General features: G+C 42.7%; 22 protein-coding genes. 2 read left to right on the top strand and 20 right to left on the bottom strand.

Going from position 1 to position 25,679, the window contains the following annotated elements; genetic code table 11:
* Positions 1-56: 56 nt before the first annotated feature.
* The 10 genes from IGJ15_RS05635 to IGJ15_RS05590 all read right to left on the bottom strand — a co-directional run bounded on the left by IGJ15_RS05635 (position 57) and on the right by IGJ15_RS05590 (position 15,126).
* Positions 57-1,493 carry a flotillin family protein gene (locus tag IGJ15_RS05635; RefSeq protein ID WP_010749391.1) on the bottom strand — a complete coding sequence of 479 codons (1,437 nt, stop codon included), beginning with the start codon at positions 1,491-1,493 and terminating at the stop codon, positions 57-59.
* A gap of 13 nt (positions 1,494-1,506) precedes the next feature.
* The gene (locus tag IGJ15_RS05630) at positions 1,507-1,932 is read right to left on the bottom strand and encodes a hypothetical protein (protein WP_231434823.1); all 426 of its coding nucleotides are present in this window, start codon (positions 1,930-1,932) and stop codon (positions 1,507-1,509) included.
* 119 nt (positions 1,933-2,051) lie between these two features.
* On the bottom strand, positions 2,052-3,353 hold the full coding sequence (trmFO, locus tag IGJ15_RS05625; RefSeq protein WP_005229622.1) for an FADH(2)-oxidizing methylenetetrahydrofolate--tRNA-(uracil(54)-C(5))-methyltransferase TrmFO: 1,302 nt from the start codon (positions 3,351-3,353) through the stop codon (positions 2,052-2,054).
* Positions 3,354-3,504: 151 nt separating this feature from the next.
* Entirely contained in the window at positions 3,505-5,583 is a 2,079-nt protein-coding gene (gene topA / locus IGJ15_RS05620) for a type I DNA topoisomerase (RefSeq protein ID WP_005229621.1), read from the bottom strand.
* 142 nt (positions 5,584-5,725) lie between these two features.
* Positions 5,726-6,604, bottom strand: coding sequence for a DNA-processing protein DprA (gene dprA / locus IGJ15_RS05615; RefSeq protein WP_005229619.1), 879 nt, complete (start codon positions 6,602-6,604; stop codon positions 5,726-5,728).
* Positions 6,605-6,672: 68 nt separating this feature from the next.
* Positions 6,673-7,437 (bottom strand): ribonuclease HII, encoded by a 765-nt coding sequence (locus IGJ15_RS05610; protein ID WP_231434824.1) that lies wholly within the window; start codon positions 7,435-7,437, stop codon positions 6,673-6,675.
* Positions 7,421-8,287 (bottom strand): ribosome biogenesis GTPase YlqF, encoded by an 867-nt coding sequence (gene ylqF / locus IGJ15_RS05605; protein ID WP_231434825.1) that lies wholly within the window; start codon positions 8,285-8,287, stop codon positions 7,421-7,423. Before ylqF ends, IGJ15_RS05610 begins: the two co-directional genes overlap by 17 nt.
* 421 nt (positions 8,288-8,708) lie before the next feature.
* Positions 8,709-9,608, bottom strand: coding sequence for a class C sortase (locus tag IGJ15_RS05600; RefSeq protein WP_179190642.1), 900 nt, complete (start codon positions 9,606-9,608; stop codon positions 8,709-8,711).
* A 19-nt stretch (positions 9,609-9,627) separates the two neighbouring features.
* Positions 9,628-11,496 (bottom strand): SpaH/EbpB family LPXTG-anchored major pilin, encoded by a 1,869-nt coding sequence (locus IGJ15_RS05595; protein ID WP_231434826.1) that lies wholly within the window; start codon positions 11,494-11,496, stop codon positions 9,628-9,630.
* 54 nt (positions 11,497-11,550) lie between these two features.
* Positions 11,551-15,126, bottom strand: coding sequence for a SpaA isopeptide-forming pilin-related protein (locus IGJ15_RS05590; RefSeq protein WP_430599335.1), 3,576 nt, complete (start codon positions 15,124-15,126; stop codon positions 11,551-11,553).
* A 343-nt stretch (positions 15,127-15,469) separates the two neighbouring features.
* On the opposite strand from IGJ15_RS05590, the gene IGJ15_RS05585 reads away from it, so the two are divergent.
* Positions 15,470-16,963: a helix-turn-helix domain-containing protein gene (locus IGJ15_RS05585; protein WP_430599334.1), complete on the top strand. Its 1,494-nt coding sequence runs from the start codon at positions 15,470-15,472 to the stop codon at positions 16,961-16,963.
* 129 nt (positions 16,964-17,092) lie between these two features.
* Here IGJ15_RS05585 and lepB read toward each other — a convergent pair whose 3' ends face one another.
* The 7 genes from lepB to IGJ15_RS05550 all read right to left on the bottom strand — a co-directional run bounded on the left by lepB (position 17,093) and on the right by IGJ15_RS05550 (position 22,594).
* Positions 17,093-17,641 (bottom strand): signal peptidase I, encoded by a 549-nt coding sequence (gene lepB / locus IGJ15_RS05580; RefSeq protein ID WP_005229602.1) that lies wholly within the window; start codon positions 17,639-17,641, stop codon positions 17,093-17,095.
* Positions 17,642-17,672: 31 nt separating this feature from the next.
* Positions 17,673-19,103: a S41 family peptidase gene (locus IGJ15_RS05575; RefSeq protein WP_430599333.1), complete on the bottom strand. Its 1,431-nt coding sequence runs from the start codon at positions 19,101-19,103 to the stop codon at positions 17,673-17,675.
* A 68-nt stretch (positions 19,104-19,171) separates the two neighbouring features.
* Positions 19,172-19,393: a YozE family protein gene (locus tag IGJ15_RS05570; protein WP_005229600.1), complete on the bottom strand. Its 222-nt coding sequence runs from the start codon at positions 19,391-19,393 to the stop codon at positions 19,172-19,174.
* Positions 19,386-19,907 carry a peptide-methionine (S)-S-oxide reductase MsrA gene (gene msrA / locus IGJ15_RS05565; protein ID WP_231434828.1) on the bottom strand — a complete coding sequence of 174 codons (522 nt, stop codon included), beginning with the start codon at positions 19,905-19,907 and terminating at the stop codon, positions 19,386-19,388. Before msrA ends, IGJ15_RS05570 begins: the two co-directional genes overlap by 8 nt.
* Complete coding sequence (locus tag IGJ15_RS05560) at positions 19,907-20,557, bottom strand: YpmS family protein (protein WP_010749381.1); 651 nt, start codon at positions 20,555-20,557, stop codon at positions 19,907-19,909. Before IGJ15_RS05560 ends, msrA begins: the two co-directional genes overlap by 1 nt.
* On the bottom strand, positions 20,554-21,540 hold the full coding sequence (locus IGJ15_RS05555; RefSeq protein WP_121260961.1) for an SGNH/GDSL hydrolase family protein: 987 nt from the start codon (positions 21,538-21,540) through the stop codon (positions 20,554-20,556). Before IGJ15_RS05555 ends, IGJ15_RS05560 begins: the two co-directional genes overlap by 4 nt.
* Positions 21,541-21,751: 211 nt before the next feature.
* The gene (locus IGJ15_RS05550; RefSeq protein WP_231434829.1) at positions 21,752-22,594 is read right to left on the bottom strand and encodes a DegV family protein; all 843 of its coding nucleotides are present in this window, start codon (positions 22,592-22,594) and stop codon (positions 21,752-21,754) included.
* Positions 22,595-22,720: 126 nt separating this feature from the next.
* Here IGJ15_RS05550 and trhA point away from each other — a divergent pair, with 126 nt between their 5' ends.
* Positions 22,721-23,374: a PAQR family membrane homeostasis protein TrhA gene (gene trhA, locus IGJ15_RS05545; protein ID WP_005229593.1), complete on the top strand. Its 654-nt coding sequence runs from the start codon at positions 22,721-22,723 to the stop codon at positions 23,372-23,374.
* Between the two features lie 64 nt (positions 23,375-23,438).
* On the opposite strand, the gene IGJ15_RS05540 is transcribed toward trhA, so the two are convergent.
* From IGJ15_RS05540 to IGJ15_RS05530, 3 genes are read right to left on the bottom strand one after another with little or no spacing between them, the layout of a single operon-like run.
* On the bottom strand, positions 23,439-23,927 hold the full coding sequence (locus IGJ15_RS05540) for a dihydrofolate reductase (RefSeq protein WP_005229592.1): 489 nt from the start codon (positions 23,925-23,927) through the stop codon (positions 23,439-23,441).
* A gap of 5 nt (positions 23,928-23,932) precedes the next feature.
* Entirely contained in the window at positions 23,933-24,679 is a 747-nt protein-coding gene (locus IGJ15_RS05535) for a hypothetical protein (protein ID WP_430599332.1), read from the bottom strand.
* Between the two features lie 44 nt (positions 24,680-24,723).
* Entirely contained in the window at positions 24,724-25,671 is a 948-nt protein-coding gene (locus IGJ15_RS05530; RefSeq protein ID WP_010749378.1) for a thymidylate synthase, read from the bottom strand.
* Between the last annotated feature and the right edge of the window lie 8 nt (positions 25,672-25,679).

Below are 25,679 nucleotides of genomic sequence, written 5' to 3'. Positions count from 1 at the left end.
GTACCAATCCCTTTCTCAAAATAGAGAGGGACTGATACGTTTCCACTTATTTGCTTTTATTCGATTGGACCAGTTGTTGGCTGAGGCGAACCATTGCTTTTTGAAACAGCTTGAACTAGCTCTTTGTTTCCTTGTTTTGTGGACATCGTGTCATTGATCAACGCCACTAAGTCTAATCCGGTGGTTTCTTTGATCGTATCAAAGGTTCGCGCTAAACCAGCTTCCCCCATTGATTGAAGCCCATCGTTGCCGCCAAAGCTGACCACTTTATCGATATTGCTAAGGGGCGCATTGACTTCTTTTGCGATTTCAGGCAGCACTTTGATGAACTCCATCAAAATACCAGCTTCGTTCAGTTTGGTCAAAGCAATCGCCATCTTTTCACGGCTTTCCGCTTCGGCTTGACCGACTTTTGCGATTCGTTCCGCATCGGCACTACCTAATTTTTCAATTCGTTCCGCTTCCGCTTGTGCAGCCAATTTGACTTTTTCCGCTTCGGCTTGTGCTCGGGCGATTTCACGGGCTTTGTCTGCTAATGCGTTTTGTTCAACGACATATTTATCTGCTTCGGCTTTTTTACGGACAGTTGCATTCAATTCTTTTTCTGTCAATTCCGCTTGTTTCTCTTGAATCTCAATATTTTTTTCTTGCTCGATCAATTGCACTTTCATTTGTTCACCGACCGCGATTTGCTCCGCTTTCGCATCCGCAACTTCACGTTCTTGTTTGTACTGCGCTTGTTTCAACGCCATATCTTTTGTCGCTTCCGCGATTTCTGTTTGGCGACGGATCTCTTCATGCTGTGCCAATTGCTCATTCTCAGCTTGCTTGATCCGCGTTTCTCTTAAGGCATTGGATTCTGCTACTTCAGCGTTCTTCTTCACTTCAGCAATCTGGGGACGCCCTAAAGCATCCAGGTAACCATTGCTGTCGCTAACGTCTTTGATCGTAAATGATACGATCTCCAGCCCCATTTTTTTCAAATCCGTAGAGGCAACTTCTTGTACTTGTTCCGCAAAATCATCGCGATTTTTGTAGATGGCTTCCACCGTCATCGTTCCTAGAATTGCCCGTAAGTGACCTTCTAAGACTTCTTGCGCTTCATCTTCCAGTTCACCAGTGGATTTACCCAAGTATTGTTCAGCGGCTGTCTTGATCGACTCGGTACTGTTGCCGACTTTCACTAACACCGTGGCACTGGCTTTGATCGGTACGCCTTGTTCTGTATAAACTTCTGGTGTCCCAATCTCTAACTTGTGGGTCAGTAAACTTAATTTATGTGCCTTTTGAACAATAGGAATCACAAACGTCCCACTGTTTTTTAAAATCTTGATGCCTTCTTTTCCTAAAAACGACCCCGTGACGATCAACGCTTCATCGGGTTTTCCGATTCGGTAGCGTATCATCAAAAAGGCGATCAATAAAACAACGAGGACGACGCCCCATAAGATCGGATTACTTAAAAAATCGACTGCTGATCCTGTATCCACCATAACCTAACACTTCCTATTCTATAAAATTTTTACTTTCAACCACCAACGCGATCCCTTTTTTATCAAAATCGACAATGATGACTTTGGTGCCGACTGGCAATCGAACATTGTTTTCACGATCTTCTTCCCGAAAAAAACGAGCAGGATAAACAGAACGTGCACCTTGACTCCCTATTTCCATGACTTCGCCGATTGTGTCTCCGACAATCTTTTCCGTCAGTTCGCCGATCACAAAATCATTGCGGCTAATGACATTGCTGCGGTTTTTGTCTGTGATGCGATTGTAGAGCCACATAAAGGGGCCCAACAGCAAACTAAATGCAACAAAGACAACGAAAATGCCCCCGACCAAGAGGATCAGCAAACCTAAAAATTGGATCACTGTAGGAAAACGCTGTAAATAGTTTTGAATCAAATGAATCCATTCTCCGATCACCATCTTCACCACCTTCTGTCATTGTTACTGTCTATCATAAGTCACCTTGATTAAAGTTTCAAGACAAATTAAAAAAAAACTCTCTCACCAATTATCAGTAAGAAAGTTTTCGATCATCGTGCTTATAATTGTTCCTTGGCTTTTTCTAAAGCAGCTAACGCTCGATTTGCCAATGCTTCATAACGGGATTTCTTGTCTCTGATTCGCTCTGGAAGTTCTGGCAACAACCCAAAGTTTGCATTCATTGGTTGGAAGTGTTTGCCTTCAGCATGGGTGATATAATACGCCATACTACCAATCGTCGTTTCTTGTGGCATAATGATCGGTGCTTCGCCTTTTGCAAGTTTGGCAGCGTTGATGCCAGCCATCAACCCGCTGGCTGCACTTTCCACATACCCTTCGACCCCTGTCATTTGTCCAGCAAAAAAGAGGTCCTCACGTTTTTTCGATTGATAGGTTTGTTGCAAAAGCTCAGGTGAATTCATAAAACTATTCCGATGCATCACGCCATAGCGCACAAATTCAGCCTCTTCCAAGCCAGGGATCATCCGGAATACCCGTTTTTGTTCGCCCCATTTCAAATGTGTTTGAAAGCCAACGATGTTGTAAAGAGAAGCCGCCGCATTGTCTTGACGCAGCTGAATCACTGCGTAAGGACGCTTGCCAGTTTTCGGATCTTCTAACCCAACTGGTTTCATCGGACCAAACAACATGGTTTTCGGACCACGACCAGCCATGACTTCGATCGGCATACACCCTTCAAAGAATTTTTCTTTTTCGAATTCTTTCAAAGGAGCCACCTCTGCATTGACCAAGGCCTCACGAAACGCATAAAACTCCTCTTCATTCATCGGACAGTTCAGATAGGCTGCTTCACCTTTATCGTAACGAGATTTCAAATAAACTTTATCCATATTGATGGTTGATTTGTCAACGATTGGAGCTGCGGCATCATAGAAATAAAATCCTTCAGATCCGTTAAACGCTTGGATCGCTTTTGAGAGCGGTTCAGAAGTCAATGGACCTGTTGCGATCACAGTGATGCCTTCTGGAATTTCAGTGATCTCCTCTTCGATGACTGTAACTAAAGGATGCTCCTTGACACGTTTGGTGACCAACTCTGAAAAATCATCGCGATCCACAGCTAAGGCACCACCTGCTGGAACCGCTGTTTTGTCTGCAGAAGTGATAATCACTGAATCCAAGCGACGCATTTCTTCTTTCAAGACACCGACCGCATTCGTTAAATTGTTGCCTCGTAGTGAATTGGTACAAACAAGCTCGGCAAAATTATTTGTGTGATGGGCTTCTGTCGACTTCTTAGGACGCATTTCATAAAGATTTACTGCGACACCTGCTTGCGCTGCTTGCCACGCAGCCTCGCTTCCGGCTAAACCGGCACCAATAACATTGATTTCTTTCATAGTGCTCTCCTTTTATTTCAAAAGCTCGTCTCTTTTCATAAGAAACAGCTTGTATTAATCAAAAGGACCGGCGCTTTCTTTTGTCAGCCAATAATGAGGCTGACCGTTCAAGAGAATACGCCGATTCTTTTTTAACAGGATATCCTGCTAGTTATTTTTGCACATTTTCTTCATAGTCGCCTTTGATACAAACGACTTGTTTCCCACCTTTGACTTTCTTTTCGACTAAATAATTATCACACTTCGGACAATTACGCCCCACTGGTTTGTCCCAAGAAGTAAAGTCACATTCAGGGTAGCGGGTACAACCATAAAACAACCGGTTTTTCTTCGATTTGCGTTCAACGACTTGCCCTTGATGACAGACCGGGCACTCAACGCCGATTTCTTTCACGATTGGTTTTGTGTTGCGGCAATCTGGGAAATTACTGCAAGCATAAAACTTTCCGTAGCGGCCTAATTTGATCACCATCGGATGACCACAAAGATCGCAATCAAAGCCTGCGGGTTCATCTTTGATTTGAATTTTTTCGATACTTTCTTCTGCAGTCGTCAATTCTTTTTCAAATGGGCGATAAAACTGATCGACAACTTTGACCCATTCTTCTTTCCCAGCTTCAATGCTATCCAAGCTATTTTCCATTTCAGCAGTAAAATGCATATCAACAATTTGCGGGAAGAATTCCTCGATCAACGAATTGACGATCTCACCAAGTTCAGTTGGCTCAAAACGTTTTTGCGTCAATTTCACATAATAACGCCGCTGAATGGTTTCTAACGTCGGTGCATAGGTTGAAGGACGACCCACACCGTTTTCCTCAAGGGTTTTGATCAACGTTGCTTCGCTGTAACGAGCAGGTGGTTGGGTGAAATGCTGTTTCGGTTCGATCGATACGGATTGAACGACATCTCCTTCGACTAACTCTGGCAAGATGTTCTCTTTGTCTTCTTTGCCATCATCGCGTCCTTCCACATAGACCTGCATAAATCCTTTGAATTTGATCTTTGAACCATTAGCAATAAAGATGACACCATTTTGATCCAAAGTAACTTTCATCGTATCCAAAATGGCAGGCGTCATTTGACTAGCCACAAAGCGAGACCAGATCAAGCGATACAATTTTAATTGGTCTTTGTCTAAGAATTTCTCCATGGCTTCTGGCGTACGCAAAACACTGGTCGGTCTTACTGCTTCATGGGCATCCTGCGCCCCTTGTGCATTGGCGCGTTTTTTGCCACCGTGAGCGGAGAACTCTGAACCATAGGTGTTTTCGATAAATTCGGCTGCTTCCCCTTTGGCTGTGTCAGCAATTCGCGTCGAGTCGGTACGCATATAGGTAATCAAACCGACAGTCCCTTGTTTGCCAAGGGCGATCCCTTCATAGAGCTGCTGTGCGACCATCATGGTTTTCCGTGTTCGAAAATTCAGTTTGCGGGCTGCTTCTTGTTGCAAACTACTGGTGGTAAATGGTGCAGATGGATTCCGTTTGCGTTCTTTCTTTTCAACCTTTGTCACTTGAAAGTCTTTACCAGAAAGGCGATCGGTGACTTCTTTAATACTTTCAGCATTCGGTAATTTTTTCTTTTTGCCATCTAAGCCCCAAAAATTGGCTTTGAATTTCTTCGTGGCTTTTTTAAAGTTTCCATCAATGCTCCAATATTCTTCAGGAACAAAATCACGGATCTCTTTTTCACGATCAATAATGATCTTAAGCGCCACCGATTGAACACGTCCAGCACTTAACCCTTTTTTGACTTTGCGCCAAAGGATCGGACTCAATGAATACCCGACTAAACGGTCTAAGATCCGCCGTGCTTGTTGAGCATCGACGAGATCCACATCGATCGTTCTTGGCTCTTTGAAGGCTGCTTTGACCGCATCTTTAGTGATTTCATTAAAGACGACACGATTTTTATCTTTTAAATCTAGTCCAAGTAGAAAAGCTAAATGCCAAGCAATAGCTTCTCCTTCTCTATCCGGGTCACTTGCGAGGTAGACTTTTTCAGCTTTTTTCGCAGCAGAACGGAGACTTTTGATCACGTCACCTTTTCCACGGATCGAAATGTAATGAGGCTCATAATCATTTTCGACATCGATCCCCATCTTACTTTTAGGGAGATCACGAATATGACCGACACTTGCGACGACTTTGTAATTTCGTCCAAGGTATTTTTCAATGGTTTTCGCCTTTGCGGGCGATTCCACGATTACTAAATATTTATATGCCATATAAAGAATGGCTCCTTCCTGAATTTTTCCTACTATTATATTCTATCAATCAGTGAACCTATCGTATGCAGATGAAACATACAAATCGTAGCTTATCATAGCTTTCAAGAAAAGGTTTGTCAAGGAAGGTTGATTGGAAAAATCAAAAAAAGGCTAACTCTTGTAAAATATCCGACACGCTAATCGTACATTTTGCACCATCTTGAATCAAGCGGTGACAACCTTTTGACTGATCCGAAATCATTTCACCAGGCACTGCAAAAACTTCTCGTCCATTTTCCATCGCTAACTGTGCCGTAATCAAAGAACCGCTTCTTTCCTTGGCTTCAATTACGCAGACCCCTTTTGAGATCCCCGCAATAATGCGATTGCGCAGCGGAAAGTGGTATCTTTGCGGTTTGGTATCGTGCGGATATTCGCTTAGCACCAGATGTTCTTGACGGATCTGCTGGAACAAACGGTAGGAAGATGACGGATAACAATGGTCCATCCCAGAAGCAATCACAGCAATGGTTTGTCCACGATTTCTGATGGCTGATTCATGGGCAAAGCTGTCGACACCATTGGCCAATCCGCTAACGATGGTATAATTTTCCGTCACTAGAGGTGGAATCAGCTTTTCGCAAACTTTTCGTGCGTATAAGGACGCCGTTCTTGCACCAACAAAGCCAATCATGGTCGTTTGTAGCAATTGCAGATTCCCTTCATAAAAAAGCATCAATGGCGGGTCCGCGATTTGTCGTAAAAGCATCGGATACTCCGCCGAGAAGAAAGTGAGGTAGTTTTGTGCGCCCATCTTTTGTGCGATGTGTTCGTCTGTCAATCGCTCCCATGATCGCCGAAAAACCGCACGGTGCTGTGGAAGGACCCCGATGGCAATCATCTCTTCCAGCGAACAATTCATCTCTTTTGTTTCCAACCAATGCCAAATGATCTTCCAACAACCTTGCAGACCAATTCCCTGACAGTAGTACAGTTTTATCAACTGTTTTTCAAAATCTGTTGCTTGTTGATACTTCATAAACAAAGCCCTCTTTTCTTAGTAATCTTACTTATAAGATTCGCTAAAAAAAGAGGGATGGATGAAATTTATAGATATTGTTTTACTGGCGCAAATGTTTTTCGATGAATAGGACAGATTCCGCGGGCAGCTAGCCCTTCTAAATGGACTTTGGTTCCATACCCAGCATTTTGATCAAACCCATAAAAAGGATAGACTTCATGAAAATCTTTCATTAAGTTGTCTCGATATACCTTGGCGATGATACTTGCTGCGGCAATGGAAATGGAACGGGCATCTCCTTTGATCAAGCTTTGTTGAGGGATTTCCGTATCGATCGTCATCGCATCGATCAGTAAATACTCGGGCTTGACTGCTAAGTCGATCAAGGCTTCTTTCATTGCTAGACGACTGGCTTGATAGATATTGATCCGATCGATCTCTTCTGGACTGACCACGCCGATACCGACAGCAACGGCTTTGTTTTGAATTTCGATAAACAGCTCTTCTCTTTTCTTGGCAGAAAGCTGTTTGGAATCATTTAGACCTAAGATCTGACATTCCTTAGGCAAGATGACCGCAGCTGACACAACGGGTCCTGCTAATGGTCCGCGCCCCACTTCATCTAAACCAGCAATAAAACGGGCGCCTTGCTGAAATGCTTCGTTTTCAAAACGCATCATTTCTTCGTATTTTTCCTGCAATAGCTGGTGTTTCACTCGCTGTTTCTCATATTGTTGCAGCAGCTTTTGGACCCCCGCTCGTTCATCTGCTTGCAGCGCCTGCAAATACGCTTGGTCATTGAAAGCTGGATCAAATAATCGCTCTTTGATTGTCTTAATCGGTTGTTTCATCTTGGCTTTCCATTTCCTCCACTCGATCTAGTGTATATCGGCCCAATTTCCCTTGCCGAATGTCGAAGACAACGAGTTCGCTTCCTCGATCGTAATTGTCTTTATAGCCACGTTTTTCCGTGATTTTCATCAACAGATCGGGCGCTAACAACGCCTCTTCTTCCGCTTTTAGTTGGTAACGATTCGCGATTCTTTCAGGATAATAGCGGGCAAAAAAATCAAGACCATACAATGCGATATCATCCAAATGGATCAGCTGGTCTTTGATCGCTCCGGTCAATGCCAACTTCTTGCCGATCTCAGGATCTTCAAATTTTGGCCATAAGATCCCAGGCGTATCTAGAAGCTCTAGATCAGTCCCAAAACGCAGCCATTGCTGCCCTTTCGTCACGCCGGGTTTATTGCCCGTCTGAGCGATTTTCTTCCCTACTAAGCGGTTCATCAAGGTCGATTTTCCGACATTCGGGATGCCGATCACCATTGCTCGAATCGCACGAGGCTTCAAGCCTCTCGCTTTGTCGCGAGCAATTTTTTCCTTCAAGACTTGTTTCGCTGTAGGAACAATGGCTTTGACCCCTTGGTTGTCTTGGGCGTTGATTGCCAGTGCTAGATAGCCTTGTGCTTGGAAATATTGCTCCCATTTTTTGGTTTGAACGGGATCTGCTAGATCCGTTTTATTGATTAAGATCAATCGTGGTTTTTGTTGTAATAATTGATCTAACATGGGATTGCGGGATGAAATCGGCAAGCGTGCATCCACGAGTTCAAAAACGATATCCACGAACTTTAATTTTTCACTTACTTCACGTCTGGCTTTCGCCATATGGCCTGGAAACCATTGAATGGTCATTTGAACGTTTTCCTCCTTGGTACTTCTTCGAATTGATAAAAAAGACAGTCGTTTCGATATCCGTGTAATATATGGGTGACAAGAACGAGGATCGCTTGCTTTTTTTGAGTCAGAGAAACCCATCAGTGCAGCAAACTAGCTGAACTGTTTGCGGATCAATGTTCTTTTTCCAACCTGATGCATAGGAAAAGCTTCGAGCGCGTTTGTTTCAACGCACCTTGACTTTTTGATTTTGGGGAAGTGGTTGAATGAAGCATCCTTACCGCTTTGTTTTGGTTTTTCCTAACACACTCGCGATAGACTGACTGCTTTTTTGCTATCTTTTATCTTAGTTATTGTACCATATTTCACACGACATGTTTCATTCTGACTAAGGTTAAAAAGTCATTTTCTTCTACTTATTGAGAAAAACGAACGATCCTTACTTTTCATCAATGGAAGTATTCGAATGAAGACGTTTTTTCCGCTGAATCCTGTTACTAATCAACAAGAGGAGGATAAGAACAGTGATCACGCCTAGCATCAATCCTACTTTTTGCTGCTGTGCTTTTTTGGCGGCGGCTGTTTCTTTTTCTTCAACATAAGGAATTCTTTTGCCCCGTACCAATAAACGATGGCTATTGACCATATAGGGGGTACAGGTCAACAGCGTGACGTAATCGCTGCCTTTCACAATTTTTAATGCCTGAGTATCATCAGGGTCGACCGTTTTTATCTGATCTACTTGATACGCCAATGTATCATCAAACGTTTCAATATAAAACTCATCACCGATCTGCAGCTTAGGCAGATCAGTAAAGAGCGTTGCACTCGTTAACCCACGGTGTCCGCACAGAACTGCATGGGTATCTTCACCACCAATTGGATACGAAGCGCCCTCCAATAATGTTGCGCCTCTTTTTAACAGCGTATCGGTGGTTTGATCAAAAATCGGGAGAACGACACCAATCACCGGGATCTTTAAAACGCCGATCGTATGTCGTTCATAGTAATCAGGTGTATCGCCTGATTCTGAGTCCCTTGTTTCGGGTGAATCTTGCGTTTCTTTGATTCCAGGATTGCTGGGCTGCTGGGCCAGCTCTTGATTTGCTCGTTCCAACTGGTTCCTTTTTTGTTGTTTTTCTATTTCACTCATTTTTTTGGCTTGGCTTTGGTAGTAACTGATCAACTGTTTATCCAAAAACGTGTTGAGCTGATTACTTACAAAAGGATAACTGATGATCAAAACCCCTAGCAGCAGCAGAACACCCATCAAAAAATCCAATAAAGTTACTTTTCTAGTTGGTGCTTTTACGCCATTTCTTCGTCTGATACTCATCATGCTTTTTCATCTCATTTACTTACCCTTTCCGTTTTACAAAATAACCCCCTGCTAAACCAACGATCACCACTCCGATTGCGCCCATTAAATACGTGCCGACACCACCAGTTGCTGGTAAGGTTCCTTTGCGGCGGTTAGGAACTTTTTCGGGCTCTCCCAATTGCTCTTTCGTTCCATAAGACGTTTCATGGACTTCAAAAGCGATGCGATTTGTTAGCAGCACGTAATTTTTCGGTGCTTTTACTTCTTCCAAATAGTACGCGCCAAATTTCAACCCGATGATATCAACCAATCCATCTGTACCTGTGGTAAATTTCGTCGCTTCATCCGCTGTTTGTACCCAAGATACCTGTTTGGTTCCCTCTTCGATTTTCAAGTAGTTGGCATCATCACGGTCTTGATCTCGTACAACAAAAACTGCATCTGCCAGCGCTTCGGTAGCGGTCACAGCCCCATCGACTTTTAAGAAGCGTTTGCCCCCTGTCAAAACTTCCACGCTTGGCGGCGTTTGATCCGTCATGAAATCTGTTTCTACATTTGCTTCATTCTTAAAGCCATTGATAGGCATAGCCTGTTCATTTAAATACATATAATACACAAAGCGCAATTGATTTCCCGGCGTTAATTGCGGTACAAATTCTGGATTGATGGTTACCGTAAAGCCATGCTCTTTTTCCGTTACTTGGTAATTCGTCGCGTCGATTTTCTTTTCTCCATCATACAACGCATAACCCGTTTCTCCTTCTGCTGTATTTTCAAAAGTCAATGCTGGATCATGGGCATCGATCAATTGGAAATGTTTGTATTTGTTTTCTGCTCCTACTTTGTCTTGGATACCTAATGGGATATTAACCGTTAGGTGATATTGGATTCTTTCGCCGATTTCCACGTCTTTGCCGTCTAATTGTGGTGTTGTTTTGGTAACATTTGTCGTGTCATTCTTGACTGTTAGCTCAACCGTGACGTCATTGCCTGCTGCGATCGAAAAATCCTTGATGGTTTCTTGTTCGATCAAAGCGGCTTGACTTGGGGCTTTCGTTTCCTCTAATTGATAGGTGCCTGTTTCTAACTGCTCAACTTTTAACTGTCCTTTTTGGTTTTCATCAACATCGATGGTCGTTTCTCCAGCAGCATATTGTTTACCTGTTAAAAAGCGGTACGCTGCTTGTTTGTCAGTCGTCCACGTATAAAGTCCATCGGCTGCACTTAAAATATATTTCTTGGTCTGTGCGTTTCCTTCTTGCTTTGAGATGACAAATTCCGCATCATTCAGTGGTTCGTTTTCCCCCGTTCCTCGTTTATTCACAAGGAGCGTTCCTTCATTTGTGACAGTATTTTTAGGATAAAGATGAATCGTGTCTAATTCTTCTTCCCCGTAAGCATACGACCCGTCTGCTTGTTGGATCATTTCGTAAACAGGAAAGGCGATCACCATGTTCTCAGCAGTGGTAACACCGGCTTTAGGGTCTTCTACAATGGTGTAAACTGCATCCCGATCGGCTTGTTTTTTCGGCAATTCAAAAACCAAATCACCGGCTGCATCTGTTTTCCCGCTAGCTACAGGGGAACCAGGCGTCAAGGTTTGGACTTGACGCTTCGCTTCTTCAACGGATGCCCCTGCAGATCGTTTTTCATAAAATGCTGTGGTCACATCATAGACAGAAAAAGTGACATCGGCTAAGCCTTGGTATTGATCAAACTCTGCCATCTCAGTCCCACTATTTTGAATCAATGAACCTGGCAAATTGACCATTTTCTTTTTATGCAGATGGACCTGAGCCAAATTGCTCTCTGCGGATACTTGCTGATTTTTCGTTCCAAAAAAGACAAATGGCAGAAGTAAAAATAGGAGACAAACCATTTTCGTATGATTAAAAATCTTTTTCATTGTTCTTTCCTCTCTTCTATGTTTGATATTTTCGTTTTTTCACGAATGGTCAAATTACTTTAATGAAGGCTTATCTTTGCGCGTAACGTACAGATAGCTACCTGTTAAAAGGACTAGTAGACCTGCTGAAAGAATCGCCAGCCACCCATGCCAATTCCCTCCTGTTTCAGGAAGAGACACTTTTACTTGATTGGTGACGATCAATTCTATTTGATTGTTCTTTTCTCCAGAAACAAGAAGATTCGGCTGCAATTTTTCGTCAATCAAGACACTGCCATCCTCTTCGATCCTGATTTTCACAGGTGCTGTTAAACCAGCATAGCCTGCAGGCGTAACAATTTCTTCTAAGGTATAGCTACCCGGTGTTAGATCATGGAAATGAAATACCGCTAGCGATTCTTGGGATTCTGGTAATTCTATCGTCTGACCGTTTCCGCTTAAGCGGAATTTGGCTCCCTCAAGCGCTTGTCCCACTTCATCCTGTTTATTGACCACCAAATCAAAAGGTTTTAACTGATTGCCATGGGTAAGAGTCCAACAGTTGGCATCTGCAGCGACGTTTTCCCCTTGATACTGGATCTTTCCGTCTGAACCAACGACAAACTCATAATCACCAACAATCGTATCGTATCCAAGCGGACCAGCTGTTTCTGAGATGCGATAAGCGCCCGGCTCAAGGATCGTAAATTCAGCCATCCCCACGTCATTCGATGTTTCTGAGGCAATTTCTTGATAATCCCCCGCTGCTGTTTTTTGTTGCAGAGAAAAGACAGCCCCAGCTAACAGTACTTGCTGCTCTTTTTGTACCGTATATTTTCGAATAGCAACTGGAATTTCTGTAAACGGATTGGTGATCTCCAGCGTAATCGTATGATCGTCCACTGTGACGGGTTGCCCATCGATCGTCGTATTCCCTTGCGTATCAATATGAATTAGCCACTGGGTTTGCTCAGCTAAATGGTGTCCCGCCGGTGCAGTGACTTCCTCCAAACGATAGGTCTGCTCTTTTTGCAACGCAGTATCTGCTGGCAGTCCATACGTTCCATCCCCTTGATCCACAAGGGTCACTGTCTCTCCTGCCCCCGTCAATTCAAAAACGGCACCTGTCAGCTTCACCTCTCCTACAGCGGATTTTTTGATCAGGTTTAATGCCAGGGGTATAAACGCCTTTGTATTTTTCCAAGTATAAGCGTCCACTTTTGTTGCTTCATAACCTGCCACTGCTCGTTCATTTGTGACTTGATAATCAAAAGTTTCTCCCTGATTGTTATACAGCGGCAGTAGACGGGTTTCTTCGTACTCCGTCCCATCCTTTTCAGAAAGCGCGTAAACTTTGCTTCGTTCCCAAGTTGTCTGATCTTGGGCATCGGTCTCAGTAAGTTTGAGATACCCTGTTTGCCAGCTTTTCTCATTGCTGACAGGACTCCTGCTTATTTCAATATAGATCGTTTCAGGACGACTGGAGGTATCGCCATCGTATTCTTCCCAGTGCTTTTTGATCGTCACCTCCTTCCCAGGTGCTTTGGCGGATGGCACACCAAACAATGCCTTTTGATCGGACTGATGATTCGGATAAAATACCGTTTCGCCATTCATTTGATACCAAGTATCTGGTTTAAAATCCGCTGCTTCTGTTTGAATCCGCACTTGATAATGAATTTGCAGTTCTTGCCCTTCGCCTAAATAAAGACCTGAAGCATGGATTGTATTGTCAGACATCGAAATGTCAGGCTGCACCGTTAGAGCAGCAGACCCGACACTTTTGACGGACAAGCTATTTTCTTCGTAGACAAATGGCTGCGAAATGGGGTCAGTAATCTCGCCATCGGTGACTGTTGCCGAAATGTGAAGGGCTTTTTTCTCGAGATAGTCGGCAATATCCGCTGCTTCATTGGCTGACTCATAATAAAGATGGCCATCTTCATCAGCAGAAACCATCTGTCTCATTTTTTTCTCGACATCGGCCTTTGTATACCCAGCGGTTTGATCTCCTTGCAGTTGAATCCCCAACCCATGAATCTCGATACCACGTTCTTTTAACGCCATCGCTTCACCAATCGTGGCGATAAAGGTATTGTTGATCCATTTATAATTGTTCTGTTGATCAAACGCAAAATAGCCATTGTAGAGAAACGATGTATTCATCGGCTGGTCTTGAGTAAGAGAAAAGGCGGTTCCATAATAACTGCCGTCTGCCTGGGTATGCACTTTAGACACATGATAACTGTAAGTAGGAACGCCATCCGTTAGCAAAACGATGACTTTCTTATGTCCATTTTGCGTCGATAGCATATCCCCTGCTTGACGTAGCCCCCTTTGTGTAAAGGTTCCCCCAGCTGCTGTTTCTGGCGTCATCGATCGGATCGTCTCTTTGACTTCAGAAAATTTTCCTAATTGGCAGGTTTTGTTTTGATAATTGCTGCCATCACTGGAATAACCGACATAGCCCATGTAGACACTATCCTGAATGCCGCTTCCTTCAATTTGATTCAAAAAGCGATCCACGCCTTTTTTCACTTCTGCGATCCGTCCCATCTCATTCATACTGCCTGACCAATCCACTACCAACACGACATCGATGGGATCAATTTGACGTTGAACATTCCCTCGTACATTTAGGTAGACATCAAATAGTCCTGGGGTATTCGTCTCTTTGGCAAATTTTCGTAGCCCGAAATCTGCTTCGTCTCCTACACCACCATATTCAATATATGAATGGGTCAAATTTGCTGGATCGCCATTCCATGTAGTTATGCCGTCCCACGTTTCGCCTGCATCCTTGTTCCCCTGATGATTTAAGACGTTACTGTTCTCATCAGTTTTCCAGTTCGCCGCAGGATACGTCCCGCTTTGGTCTGTCGTATAATCTGGTTCAATCGAAGCAAAAGTTTGTGAAACAGTCGTTTTTTGATAAAGACGTTCTTGTTTAAATGGTTCAATGAGCGTTTCCTCTTCAGAAGCACTTGTCGCCGTTCCTGTCTCGTTTGTCTCTTCCTTCGTTTCTTCGTTCGAAACTTCTTTTGAACTTTCAGTCGCCGCTTGCTCCGAGGTCGACTCACTCACGGCTTCTGAAGAGGATCCAGTGCCAGAATTGACTTCTGATGTTTCTGAAGAAGCAGAATTTGTGGCAAGTGGGATTTCAAAAACTGATTCATTCGAAGACAGTAGGTTGTACGATTCTTCACCTTCCTTGTCATATTCTTCGATCTGAATCATCAATTTTAGCTTTTTCGTTTCTTCAGGCAGCTGAAAGATTAGTTCTTGTTCCGTTGGTGTTTGCAAGAAATCTTGGGTTGTAAGCCAAGACTGTGCGGAATCATCCTTGACTTGAGTCATCTCTTCATTGCTTGTTTTTAGTAACAACTGTTCCTTCGTTTCATCGATCGCGTATAGTTGTATCCAGAGACGCTGCTGTTTGTTTTTTTGTGGTAGCTGATAGCATAAAGAAAATTGAGTGCCCTCTTGGTGACCAGTCAGTTTGATCTGCTTCGTTTCAGCAATAGTGATCGTATGTTCTTCTTGTGCACTTGCAGTCCCGTTTGTTTGCAAACTCGAATAAATGAAAAATAGTATCCCCCCTAACATACAGAAAATGAAAGAGAACCCGTGGTGTCTCTTTGTCAAAAACATAAAAAGACCTCCTTTCAAAGAATCAAAAATTACAAGCTGATCATACAAGAAAGAAGCAAAAGACACCTCTTTTTTTTATTTTCTGAAAAATAGAACTAATTGGCACACCTGTAGTTATTCATAAGAAAAAAAAGTTGGTTATTTTAAAGTTAATTCATTATCGATATGTTATTTAATAATGTAAAAAAACTATCGTTTTTCACCTGCGATTTCTATTTTTGTTCTTTATGAGACAGTTCTATGAAAAATTTGTCTCAATTTTTCTAAAAAAAAGCAAAAGTTTTGAGACGTGTCTTTACACCGTTATATAAATACGTTATTAATAAAACAAGAAGGTGATCATTTGATTGAAAAAATACTCTTAGATACCCGAGCGTTAGACAAAATCGGACTCTACGGAAAACTATTATCAATTGCTCCGGGTGAATACAACCTAGAGTTCGTGAAAAATCTGACCCACTTAAGTGCAACACGATTGAAAAGTTTACTTTCCTCGATCCAAATCGACTTGCAAAATCTCTCCCCAGTGAATCTTTCATTACATAAAAACACCCTGAATCTTCCTAAAAATTTGATTGAATACAACCAATATCAGCAATTTTTAGCGCAAGAAAGTATTTCTTACAAATTATTGTTAAGCATCTTGACCAATCAAGATGAAAGTTTACTGGCATTTTGCCAAAGAAACTATATCAGTCGTTCGACTTGCTTTCGGCAAACAAAGAAGCTGCAAGACCATTTGAAAGAATTCAACGTGACGTTAAATCAGTCCGCTATGGCACTTACAGGTTCGGAGATGGTGATTCGCATCTTATTGTTTAATTTTATCTGGCACATTTCTTTAGGAGATAGTTTTGCGAAGGCATTTGATCAAGAGATCGAAGAACTTTTTGTGACTTACGAAGGAACTAAGTACAAAAGCAAGTATGAGATTGGCAAAAAAGAAGCCTTGCTTCATTGCAAAATCTGTCTATTTCGTATCAAGAATGGCCACGCGACAAATCTTTATCAGTTAACGAACCAGTCCTTTATTCCCAGTGGTGAAAATCTTGATTTCTTTTCAGCGTTTTTTGAAATCATTGATTCAGCTATAGATATTCTTGAGATCAATGCTTTGTTTTTCCTTTTTTATTACTGGCCAATGCTAACTTCAGCGGCAGACGTGCGCCTTCCGATCATTCAAGACTGTTACAAGCATGAAAAATCGGAGTTAAAGGAACTGATGGCTGAATTTGAAGCACACTGCCAAAAATTTCTCTGTGATTTTGATTTCGACCATCAATCGTTTCTTTATATGAATACATATCTTACATTGCTGAAGTTCTGCATATTCAAGCAAAAAGTTCCTCTTTTAAATTTTTTTGAAGCTACTATAATCAAAGATAAGTACCCATTACATACGATTTTGACAAATACGATTCAGAGCTTTTGGCGTAAAATAGCAAACCGCAAAGGCTACGAGTGGTTAAAAGCCTGTTATACGGATCTTGCTTTTTATCAAGCGTGTTTGCTTTACCCCATTTACATCGAAAAGGAACAGAAATATAAGCTTAAAGTTGCTTTTGTCTATGTATCCAATTACTTGGTCTCAATGGAAGTGTTTAATATATGTGAACGATTGCCCTATGTTGAAATTGAACGGATCACGCTGCCAACAGAGGAACCTTTTGACTTTTATATTCTGAGTTCCCCACAGCTTTTACCTCCTTTTACAACTGAGGAAAACACGGCGATCATTGATTTTTGCCGTTACCGTGATTTTGAAACGAATTTGTGTCAGAAACTTTTGGCTGCTTTTAATGAAAAAATAAAAAGAATAACTGCCAATAGCGCCTAAGTCCACCCTTTTCTCGATACAAACCACATCCTTTTGAAAAAGGATCATTGCTATACAAAATCCCCCCTTGGAATCAACAGATGATTCCAAGGGGGGATGTTTAGTTAGGAACATTCTATTTTTCTCAGTCTAAATCAGCCGAATATGAGTCAATGGATAATAAACAAAGCGGGCATTGCCTAAAATCGCATCGCCTGATATAGGACCAAAGGAGCGGCTATCTTTAGAGGCACGTCGATTATCACCAATGACAAAATAACTGTCTTTGCCTAATTTCTCAACGCCCAATAAAGATTCCAAATCAAAATCATTGGTATAAGAGGCAGACTCATGATCGTTGCTGCGGTTTTTCACTAGAAAATCTTCATCTACCGGTTCATCATCAATGTAAAGCTGATCATTGACATATTTCACCGACTCACCCGGCAAGCCAATCACCCGCTTGATATAGGTCGAACCATCTGGCAGCTGGAAAACAACGACATCAAAACGCTGGATCGGTGAAATCTTTTCGATGACTACCATATCTCCTTGTTGCAACGTTCCTTCCATGGAGTTCCCTTCAACAGGAACCGGAATCAGTAAAAATGCCCGAATCAAGAAGGCTGTTGCAAAGGCGATCAAGGCATATTTCACAACTAGCCAAAAACGATCGATCCACTGTTTCTTGGCATTCACAAATCTACCTCCTCTCCGATTTTTTCCTTACTTATTTTTCTGAAAGCAAGGACAGTGCTTTTAAGTACGCTGGGTCCTCTGCTTTGAGTTTTTCTGCTACTTCTTTTTCAATTGCTTGGGCAGTATCGGCATCGACTTCACTAGTTGCCTTTAGGTCATGAGCTTCTTGGAAGGCTTTCACAGCTGCAGTCGTCTCGTCATTGAAGGTATCGCTGCTCGTGGCATACCCTAACGCTTTAAGAAATTGATTCAAATTGTTGACAGCCGTTGACGATTGTCCAGCTTTTAAGGCATTATCACGAGGTAATGGCGGGAAATACGCATATTCTGGATAATCCTCTTCATAGTCCGGCATCACACCTTGATCGTTGACCCAATTTTCATTTGGTGTCAGCCATTTCATGACCGTCATTTTTAATTCACTATTATCCCCCAGATCTTTCACATTTTGAACGGTCCCCTTACCAAAGGTTTCCGTACCAACGACTGGGATATTCGCTGATTCTTGCAAGGCTGCAGCAAAAATCTCAGCTGCGGAGGCACTGCCGCCGTCGACTAAAACAACGACTGGCTCTGTGACTTTGAATCCTTCATCCAATGCTTCGCTCGCTTTGGTCTCACTGACAACCCCTTGATTGTTAGCAAACTTCACGATCGTTTGACCATTTTCTAAAAACATACTTGCCATGATCTGGACTTGATCCAGCAATCCACCAGGATTTTGTCTTAGATCAAGAACAAACGATTTCGCACCGTCTTCCCGCAACTCGGTGATCGTTTCTTTCAACTCAGCTGCTGTGTTTTCGGCAAAGGAGGTAATATCAATTCGACCGATCGTATCATCATTTTCAACCAGTTCACCATGGACCGTTTCGATTGGGATCACGTCCCGAGTGATTTCCACATCAAAGGTATCTGCTCCACGCTGAATCGTTAAGGTCACCTGCGTGCCTTTTTCCCCTCGAATCTTACTCACGACTTCAGACAATTCCTGTCCTTGCGTATCTTCCCCATCGACTTTGACGATTCGATCATTCATGCGCAGACCACTTTTTTCTGCAGGGGTGTTTTTGATTGGCGCTTGTGCGACCTCGGGATAGTCTTCCACGATCGACAAAGTAGCACCGATCCCTTCAAAACTTCCTGAGAGGGACTGATCCAAGTTATCCGCATCTGATTGGTTTAGATACGTCGTGTAAGGATCGTCAAGCGCATCGGTCATCCCTTGAAGAGCACCCTCAATCAATGCATCCTCATCGACTTCTTGGTAATAATTCGCAAGGATCTGGTCATACAACGACTGGATTTTCTCCATCCCGCTGGCTTCTGTCGTCGTTTCTGTCGCCGGCTGTGTCGTCTGCTGATTTTGCTGGGCTGTTTGCCATAAATAGACACCGCCTCCCGACAAAATCGCGACACAGACAAGAGAAACGATATATCGGCTTGTCGTTACATTTTTCATTCACAACACCTCTCTGAGAAAAAACAACTTCGTTCTGAGCATTTGTGCAGGCAAAACGAAGGACGTTTTTATTTGTTATTTTCGAGATACTCTGCCCAGATACGATCAAAAATATCCATGGATGGCAAATAATCAACATTTAGTTCCAGATAAGAAGAGACTTCATCATAGTCATCGCTGTGCTTCGGAAACTGGATATCATGACTTGCATGAGTAGCAAAGATCTGGGCCTCATCTGTATGACTCGGTCCTTTGACTGCCATTAAATAGCTATAAAAACTTTTACGCATGTTCTTGCTCCCAATGATTTTCTAAAAAGGCTGCTCTACGGGCATGATTGCGAGCAAAATTCTCAGGATTCTTTTTATAATACTCTTGGTGCTCTTCTTCCGCTAAATAAAAAGGTTGGGCTGGTTCGATCGTGGTCACGATCGGATCGGTAAATCGACCGGAAGCCTGAAGCGCCTCTTTGCTGGCTTCGGCTTTTTTCCGCTGCTCTTCATTAAAATAGAAGATAGCCGGACGATAATTGTCGCCGCGATCTTCAAATTGGCCAAAAGCATCGGTTGGATCTGTTTGCTGCCAATAAATCGTCAAGAGCTCCTCATAACTGATTTTTTCTGGGTCGAAAATGATTTCTACTGCTTCAGTATGCCCTGTTTGATGGCTTTTGACTTCTTCATAGGTTGGATTTTCGGTATGTCCTGCGGTATAGCCAGAAAAAATCGAATGCACCCCTTCGAGTTCATCAAAGGGCTGGATCATACACCAGAAACACCCACCTGCAAAAATTGCTCGTTCCATTATTCATCCTCCGTTTCAGCTGGTAAATATAAGCTCATTTGAATTTCATCATCTACAAGATTGATTTTGTTTGCCTTGATGAACAATCCGTTTTGCATGCGGAATTGATCCAATCGTATCAGTATAATTTGTTCATCGGCATTGACATCGATCCATTCGGGAAATTTAAAACTACGTTTGATCATTTTCATTACTTCACTGGTGGGCAAATCCAAGGTGCCAATCGATAAACTTTTGGCTTTTAATTGGACATTGCCTTCTTCTGTCACATAAGGATCAAAATAGAGATAAAACGTGATAGGAAACCCTAATACTTGAAACTCGCCTGTTAAGAGTGCTTCGTTTCTCAGCTCAAAATTATATTTTACCTCTTGATCCTTTTGAAAATCAGATAGATAAAAATCAATCAATTGATTGACTTGGCTTTTGTTGCTGTTAACGGTCAGAACAGGACTGCCCTCCCGTTGAACAAGTTCAGCACTTTCATTTAAGCCAGTTTCTCGCTGCTGAAAAATTCTTGAAGCAAAGAAAACCGTTGTCCCCAAAAGGATGCCGACCAGAACTAGAAAAGCAATTTTCCAGTAGTTGATCGATTTTTTAGTGCTTGCAGCTGTTTTTTCCGGCTGCTTCGTTGATTCGCTTGGTTTCATTTTGCTTCCTCCTCTAGCAACCAATAGTTTTGTGTTTTGATCACTTCATCGCGAACGGCATTTGCCATCAGTTGATACCCAAGATTATTGGGATGGAAGCGATCGCCTTCATACAAAACATTGTTGGTGATATTATTCCCGACAGCTTGCGATGAGTCGGTAGTCGCCGACGTGCTGCTTTGTGTCTCATCAGCATTTGGCGCCGATGACTCAGGTAAACTCCCAGTGTCGGTTGTTTGTGTTGTTTCCTCAGTTGCGTCTTCTTCTGTATCCGCAATACCGACCTCATCACTTAACCCTTTATAGAGCAAATCGTTGATAGGAATAAAAAAGGCATTTTCTTGCTGATTGACGAACGTTTCCGTCTGTTTATTCCAGTTATCAATGATCGTCTGCATGTCGGTGATCTCTGGAAAGTTCAGATAAAATGGATTGTAGATGCCCAAGACATAGATTGGTGCATCACTATTCAAATCGCGGATTTGAGCAAACAAGTCTTTTAAGCGTTCATTATATTCTGCCATCGGTTCCGTAAACGTCTCGATACTCAGCCCGAAGAAATTGCTTTGGATCACTTTTAAGACGTCATTTCCGCCGACGGTCAAAGTAATCAGGTCCGCTTGACTAAGGTCTTGGCGCAAGTCTTCATCATTTTTGACTCGTTTTAAAATCTGGTCGCTTCGTTCACCAGCGACCCCATAATTTTTGGTTACTAAATTGCTCAGATCATAGCGGTCCTCTAGATCTCCTGCCAAAATAGGCACAAAGCCGCCCCGAGCTGTTTCATCCCCAACACCTTCTGTCAATGAATCCCCAAGCGCGAGGTATTCAATGGCGGATTTTTTCGAATCATTGGCTGCTAGCTTGTCCACAGGGGTCAGCAGTGGTTGCGCTTTGGGAACAGCTAGATGAAACAGCACACCTGTTCCAACGGCTATCAGTCCCACAACGATCAAATAAGTTACTAATTTCTTCCATTTCACAGGTATTCAAACTCCTTTGTAATCTTTGCTATTTTAACAAAATTCTCATAAAATTCCTAGTCGCAATCCTTCAAACTTAAGAAAGAAGATAGCTCCCTACTCTTTGAGTAGACAAAGAATCGCAGCTTCATTCTGCTTATTCTTCCTTTCAGCTTTTCATACACCAAAAAGCGATTCGTCGTCAAACGAATCGCTGAAAGGAAGCACCTTTTTATTCCGTACTGTAAGTGATCGCAAACGCACCTCTACCTGTATGAGTGGCGATGATCGGTGTTGTATGAAGCAATGGGAACTCCAAGTCAGGGAACAATTCTGCTAGTTCTTTTTGGAAACGTTCCGTGATTTCTAACCCTTCTGCATGAGAAATACCAATTTTCGTCACTTTTGGCATATTCTTCAATTCTGCTTTTAATTCCTCAAACCATTTATTGAAGGTCTTGACACCGCGTCCTTTGACGACTGGAATCAGTTCTGAATGATCAAAATCCATGATCACTTTCATGTTCAGCAAACTCGATAAAAGACCTTTGGCACGACTGATACGACCACCTTTTACTAAGTTTTCTAACGTTGAAACGCCGATAAATAATTTCGTATGCTCACGCACCAAATCCACTTCTGGTAATACTTCTTCTAGTGTCTTACCGGCTTTAGCCAATTCTGCTGCCCGAATCACTTGAAAAGCCAACGCTTGGTCTGTCGTATCGCTATCGATCACGGTGACTTTGGCTTTTGATAAATGACTGGCTTGACGAGCCGCTTCCACGGTTCCGCTAAGACCTTTGGTCATATGGATCGATAGTATTTCACTGCCATCTTTGCCTAATTCATCATACAGTTCTACAAAATGACCGATCGGCGGCTGGCTAGTTTTAGGTAATTCTTTGGCTTGCGCCATCATTTGCATAAATTTTTCTCCCGGCAGCGTTTCATCATCTGGATAAACGACACCATCGATCATTACAGATAAAGGCACGACATGGATAGCCAAAGCATCACGGACACTTGGTTCCATCGTACTGGAAGAATCTGTCACAATTTTAAGATTTGCCATCATATATTCACTCTCTCTTTAAATCAAGTCTTTTTTCGTGGTAAAATAACCACAGACCATTTATACTAAGTATAACAGAGAGAAAATTTTTTTTCATCTAATTTCGATTCGAAAGGACGGTGCCGAATGCAGCACATGAAGTTTAGTCGCAGATATTTGATCGTCAATGAAGTATTAAATGCAGTAACCCACGGGATCGGATTAGGACTGAGTATCGCAGGACTGGTCATTCTCTTAATCAAGGGGGCAAATCTAGGGTCACCTATCCACATCGTTTCCTATGCCATTTATGGATCGATGATGATTTTGCTCTTCCTCTTTTCTACCTTATTTCACAGTTTGATTTTTACCAAAGCAAAAAAGGTCTTCCAAGTCTTTGATCATGCCTCCATTTTCTTGCTGATTGCTGGAAGTTATACACCTTTTTGCTTGCTTAGTATCCAAGGCTGGCTTGGCTGGTCACTCTTTGTCTTGATTTGGCTACTAGCAATTAGCGGCATCGTTTATAAGTCACTGACTCTTCATAAAAAAGAGACCGTCTCAAAAATCTCCACCCTGATCTACATCATCATGGGCTGGTTATGTGTTATTGCCTTTAAACCTCTGATCGAACATTTAGGCTACTGGGGAACATTTTTACTAGCAAGCGGTGGTGTTTCTTATACTGTAGGTGCGCTATTCTATAGTTTAAAATCCGTTCGGTTCATGCATGTGGTTTGGCACTTATTCGTTATGTTAGGTGCTGGATTGATGTACTTTTCCGTCTTGTTGTATACCTAAAAATGAAGCACTGCTTACAAAAAAAAGAACAGGAAACTTTCGCTGCAGAAAGCTTCCTGTTCTTTTATTTTCTACGATAAAATTCAAATTGATGGGGATAATGGTTCTTTTCATCGACGATCCCATCGATCACATGATCAAGTTTCCATTGCGTCCAATCAATCTCTGGGAAATACACATCTCCGTTAAATTCCGCAGCGATCACTGTACGGTACAATTGATCGCAATCGTCAATCATCGCTTCAAAAACACCTGCTCCACCAGTTAAGAAAACGGGATGCTCTTGCTGCTTCACATACGCCAAAATTTCCTCACGGTCATGCATCACTAAGGCGCCGTTGGCTTGATAATCCCGATCACTCGTCAAAACGATCGTCGTACGCTGTGGCAGTAATCTTTTTCCCATGCCTTCAAAGGTTTTGCGCCCCATTATAATCGTATTATTGATGGTTTGCTCTTTAAAAAATTTCAAATCATTCGGCAAATGCCACGGCAGTGTACCATCCGCTCCGATCAACCCCTTTTGATCTTGTGCCCAAAGTGCGATCAACATAAAAATTACATCCCTTCTGTATAAAATGATTCCGAAATAATAGCAGCAACCTGCAGCCGCCGCATCAGCTGAAAAGCTGATTCATGCTCAAATGGATCTTTGTTGCGCTCCTCAAAGCGCAAGCCATCACAGGCTTGGTAAACAATTGTGCCGCCGCTTCTTTGGACATTTCGCGGCCATTCCCCATCATTTAAACGCGCGTTGTTGTTTTTCAGCAAGGTCGGTATCAGGGAGATAGGAAAGAGAGCACTGCCAGCTGCGACATCAATGTCTTCTATTTGAAAGAAGTCAGCAGCGATCTCGTTGATCAAGCGCTCCGTTCTTTGCCACGTTTGCGGATGACTCGCAAACGCCCTTGCAGTTCGTCCTAGGATACAATACGTATTCGCAGGTAAAGGCTTTTTGCTTATAGCCACTAGTTCTTCTGGATAGGTCTGAATCCACGTCACTACGCGATCAAAATCACAAATATGCAGCGAATCCAGAGCTGGCAGGTGGTGCTGGGCAGCAAAAACAAGCCTTCTGCGGGCATCCGCTGCTCCTTTTGCTGGTATAAAAATGGCAGTACACTGCTGATTTGATCGAATGGCTTCCTTTAGCTCTGGCACTGTTTCTTCGGATACGGATAGCCAAACTGCATCATAGTGCTGAAGCAAGAAATCGATGACTTGCTCAATGAGCGATGCATTAATCGATCCAGCATGTCTCTGATGAAAGGTCGCCGCAAAGCCTCGCTTGTGGGTATTTACCATTACGCCTCATTCCTTTCTTTATGAAATGAAACCCAAACAACCACTTAAACTGCGATCGGTGCTTTGATCGTTGGATGCGGATCATACCCTGCCAAGGTAATATCTTCCATTTCAAAATCAAAAATCGACTGTTTTTCAGGATTTAACTGTAAGGTTGGCGCCGGACGTACCGAACGAGTCAACTGTTCCTTCATCTGTTCCATATGATTGCTGTACAGATGAGCATCGCCTAATGTATGGACAAAATCCCCGACTTCTAATCCAGTTTCATGAGCAATCAGGTGCGTTAATAGCGCATAACTAGCAATATTGAAGGGAACGCCTAAAAAGACATCGGCACTGCGTTGATACAGCTGACAGCTTAAGCGACCCTCATGAACATAAAATTGAAACATTGTGTGACAAGGTGGCAACGCCATCGTCGGTACATCTTCAGGATTCCATGCGGAGACGATCAGACGGCGAGAATCCGGCGTCGTTTTGATCATGTCGATCACTTCTTTGATTTGATCGATAAACCCGCCCGTACTTTTTTCCCAATGCCGCCATTGATACCCATATACATGGCCCAAATCGCCGAAAGTTTCAGCGAAAGCATCATCGGCTAAGATTTTTTCACAAAATAGTTTCAACTCATGTTGATACTGTTCATTGAAAGCTTCATCCACTAATGAACGGCGACCAAAGTCTGTCATATCAGGACCTGTATAAGCATCACTTTTAATGTAGCGTTCAAACGCCCATTCATCCCAAATGTGGTTATTATGTTCCAGCAGGTAGCGGATATTGGTATCTCCCTTTAGAAACCACAATAATTCGCTCTTGATCAAGCCAAAAGGAACTCTTTTTGTTGTCAGCAAAGGAAAGCCTTGGGACAGATCAAAACGCATTTGATGACCAAAGACACTGCGTGTTCCCGTTCCTGTACGATCACTTTTATCATTGCCTTCTGCTAATATTTTTCTTCCTAGATCTAAATATGCTTGTTCCATCGTTCTCT

Origin of the sequence: Enterococcus sp. AZ079 (genome assembly GCF_050547255.1) — a bacterium.
In the GTDB taxonomy this organism is placed as follows: domain Bacteria; phylum Bacillota; class Bacilli; order Lactobacillales; family Enterococcaceae; genus Enterococcus_D; species Enterococcus_D casseliflavus.
This window is presented reverse-complemented; position numbering and strand designations above follow the sequence as displayed.

What these genes read in the sequence shown, in the direction of transcription:
- IGJ15_RS05635 (WP_010749391.1), bottom strand. Translation starts at nt 1,493, where the DNA reads ATGGTGGATACAGGATCAGCAGTCGATTTTTTAAGTAATCCGATCTTA.
- IGJ15_RS05630 (WP_231434823.1), bottom strand. Translation starts at nt 1,932, where the DNA reads ATGGTGATCGGAGAATGGATTCATTTGATTCAAAACTATTTACAGCGT.
- trmFO (WP_005229622.1), bottom strand. Translation starts at nt 3,353, where the DNA reads ATGAAAGAAATCAATGTTATTGGTGCCGGTTTAGCCGGAAGCGAGGCT.
- topA (WP_005229621.1), bottom strand. Translation starts at nt 5,583, where the DNA reads ATGGCATATAAATATTTAGTAATCGTGGAATCGCCCGCAAAGGCGAAA.
- dprA (WP_005229619.1), bottom strand. Translation starts at nt 6,604, where the DNA reads ATGAAGTATCAACAAGCAACAGATTTTGAAAAACAGTTGATAAAACTG.
- IGJ15_RS05610 (WP_231434824.1), bottom strand. Translation starts at nt 7,437, where the DNA reads ATGAAACAACCGATTAAGACAATCAAAGAGCGATTATTTGATCCAGCT.
- ylqF (WP_231434825.1), bottom strand. Translation starts at nt 8,287, where the DNA reads ATGACCATTCAATGGTTTCCAGGCCATATGGCGAAAGCCAGACGTGAA.
- IGJ15_RS05600 (WP_179190642.1), bottom strand. Translation starts at nt 9,608, where the DNA reads ATGATGAGTATCAGACGAAGAAATGGCGTAAAAGCACCAACTAGAAAA.
- IGJ15_RS05595 (WP_231434826.1), bottom strand. Translation starts at nt 11,496, where the DNA reads ATGAAAAAGATTTTTAATCATACGAAAATGGTTTGTCTCCTATTTTTA.
- IGJ15_RS05590 (WP_430599335.1), bottom strand. Translation starts at nt 15,126, where the DNA reads ATGTTTTTGACAAAGAGACACCACGGGTTCTCTTTCATTTTCTGTATG.
- IGJ15_RS05575 (WP_430599333.1), bottom strand. Translation starts at nt 19,103, where the DNA reads ATGAAAAATGTAACGACAAGCCGATATATCGTTTCTCTTGTCTGTGTC.
- IGJ15_RS05570 (WP_005229600.1), bottom strand. Translation starts at nt 19,393, where the DNA reads ATGCGTAAAAGTTTTTATAGCTATTTAATGGCAGTCAAAGGACCGAGT.
- msrA (WP_231434828.1), bottom strand. Translation starts at nt 19,907, where the DNA reads ATGGAACGAGCAATTTTTGCAGGTGGGTGTTTCTGGTGTATGATCCAG.
- IGJ15_RS05560 (WP_010749381.1), bottom strand. Translation starts at nt 20,557, where the DNA reads ATGAAACCAAGCGAATCAACGAAGCAGCCGGAAAAAACAGCTGCAAGC.
- IGJ15_RS05550 (WP_231434829.1), bottom strand. Translation starts at nt 22,594, where the DNA reads ATGGCAAATCTTAAAATTGTGACAGATTCTTCCAGTACGATGGAACCA.
- trhA (WP_005229593.1), top strand. Translation starts at nt 22,721, where the DNA reads ATGCAGCACATGAAGTTTAGTCGCAGATATTTGATCGTCAATGAAGTA.
- IGJ15_RS05540 (WP_005229592.1), bottom strand. Translation starts at nt 23,927, where the DNA reads ATGTTGATCGCACTTTGGGCACAAGATCAAAAGGGGTTGATCGGAGCG.
- IGJ15_RS05535 (WP_430599332.1), bottom strand. Translation starts at nt 24,679, where the DNA reads ATGGTAAATACCCACAAGCGAGGCTTTGCGGCGACCTTTCATCAGAGA.
- IGJ15_RS05530 (WP_010749378.1), bottom strand. Translation starts at nt 25,671, where the DNA reads ATGGAACAAGCATATTTAGATCTAGGAAGAAAAATATTAGCAGAAGGC.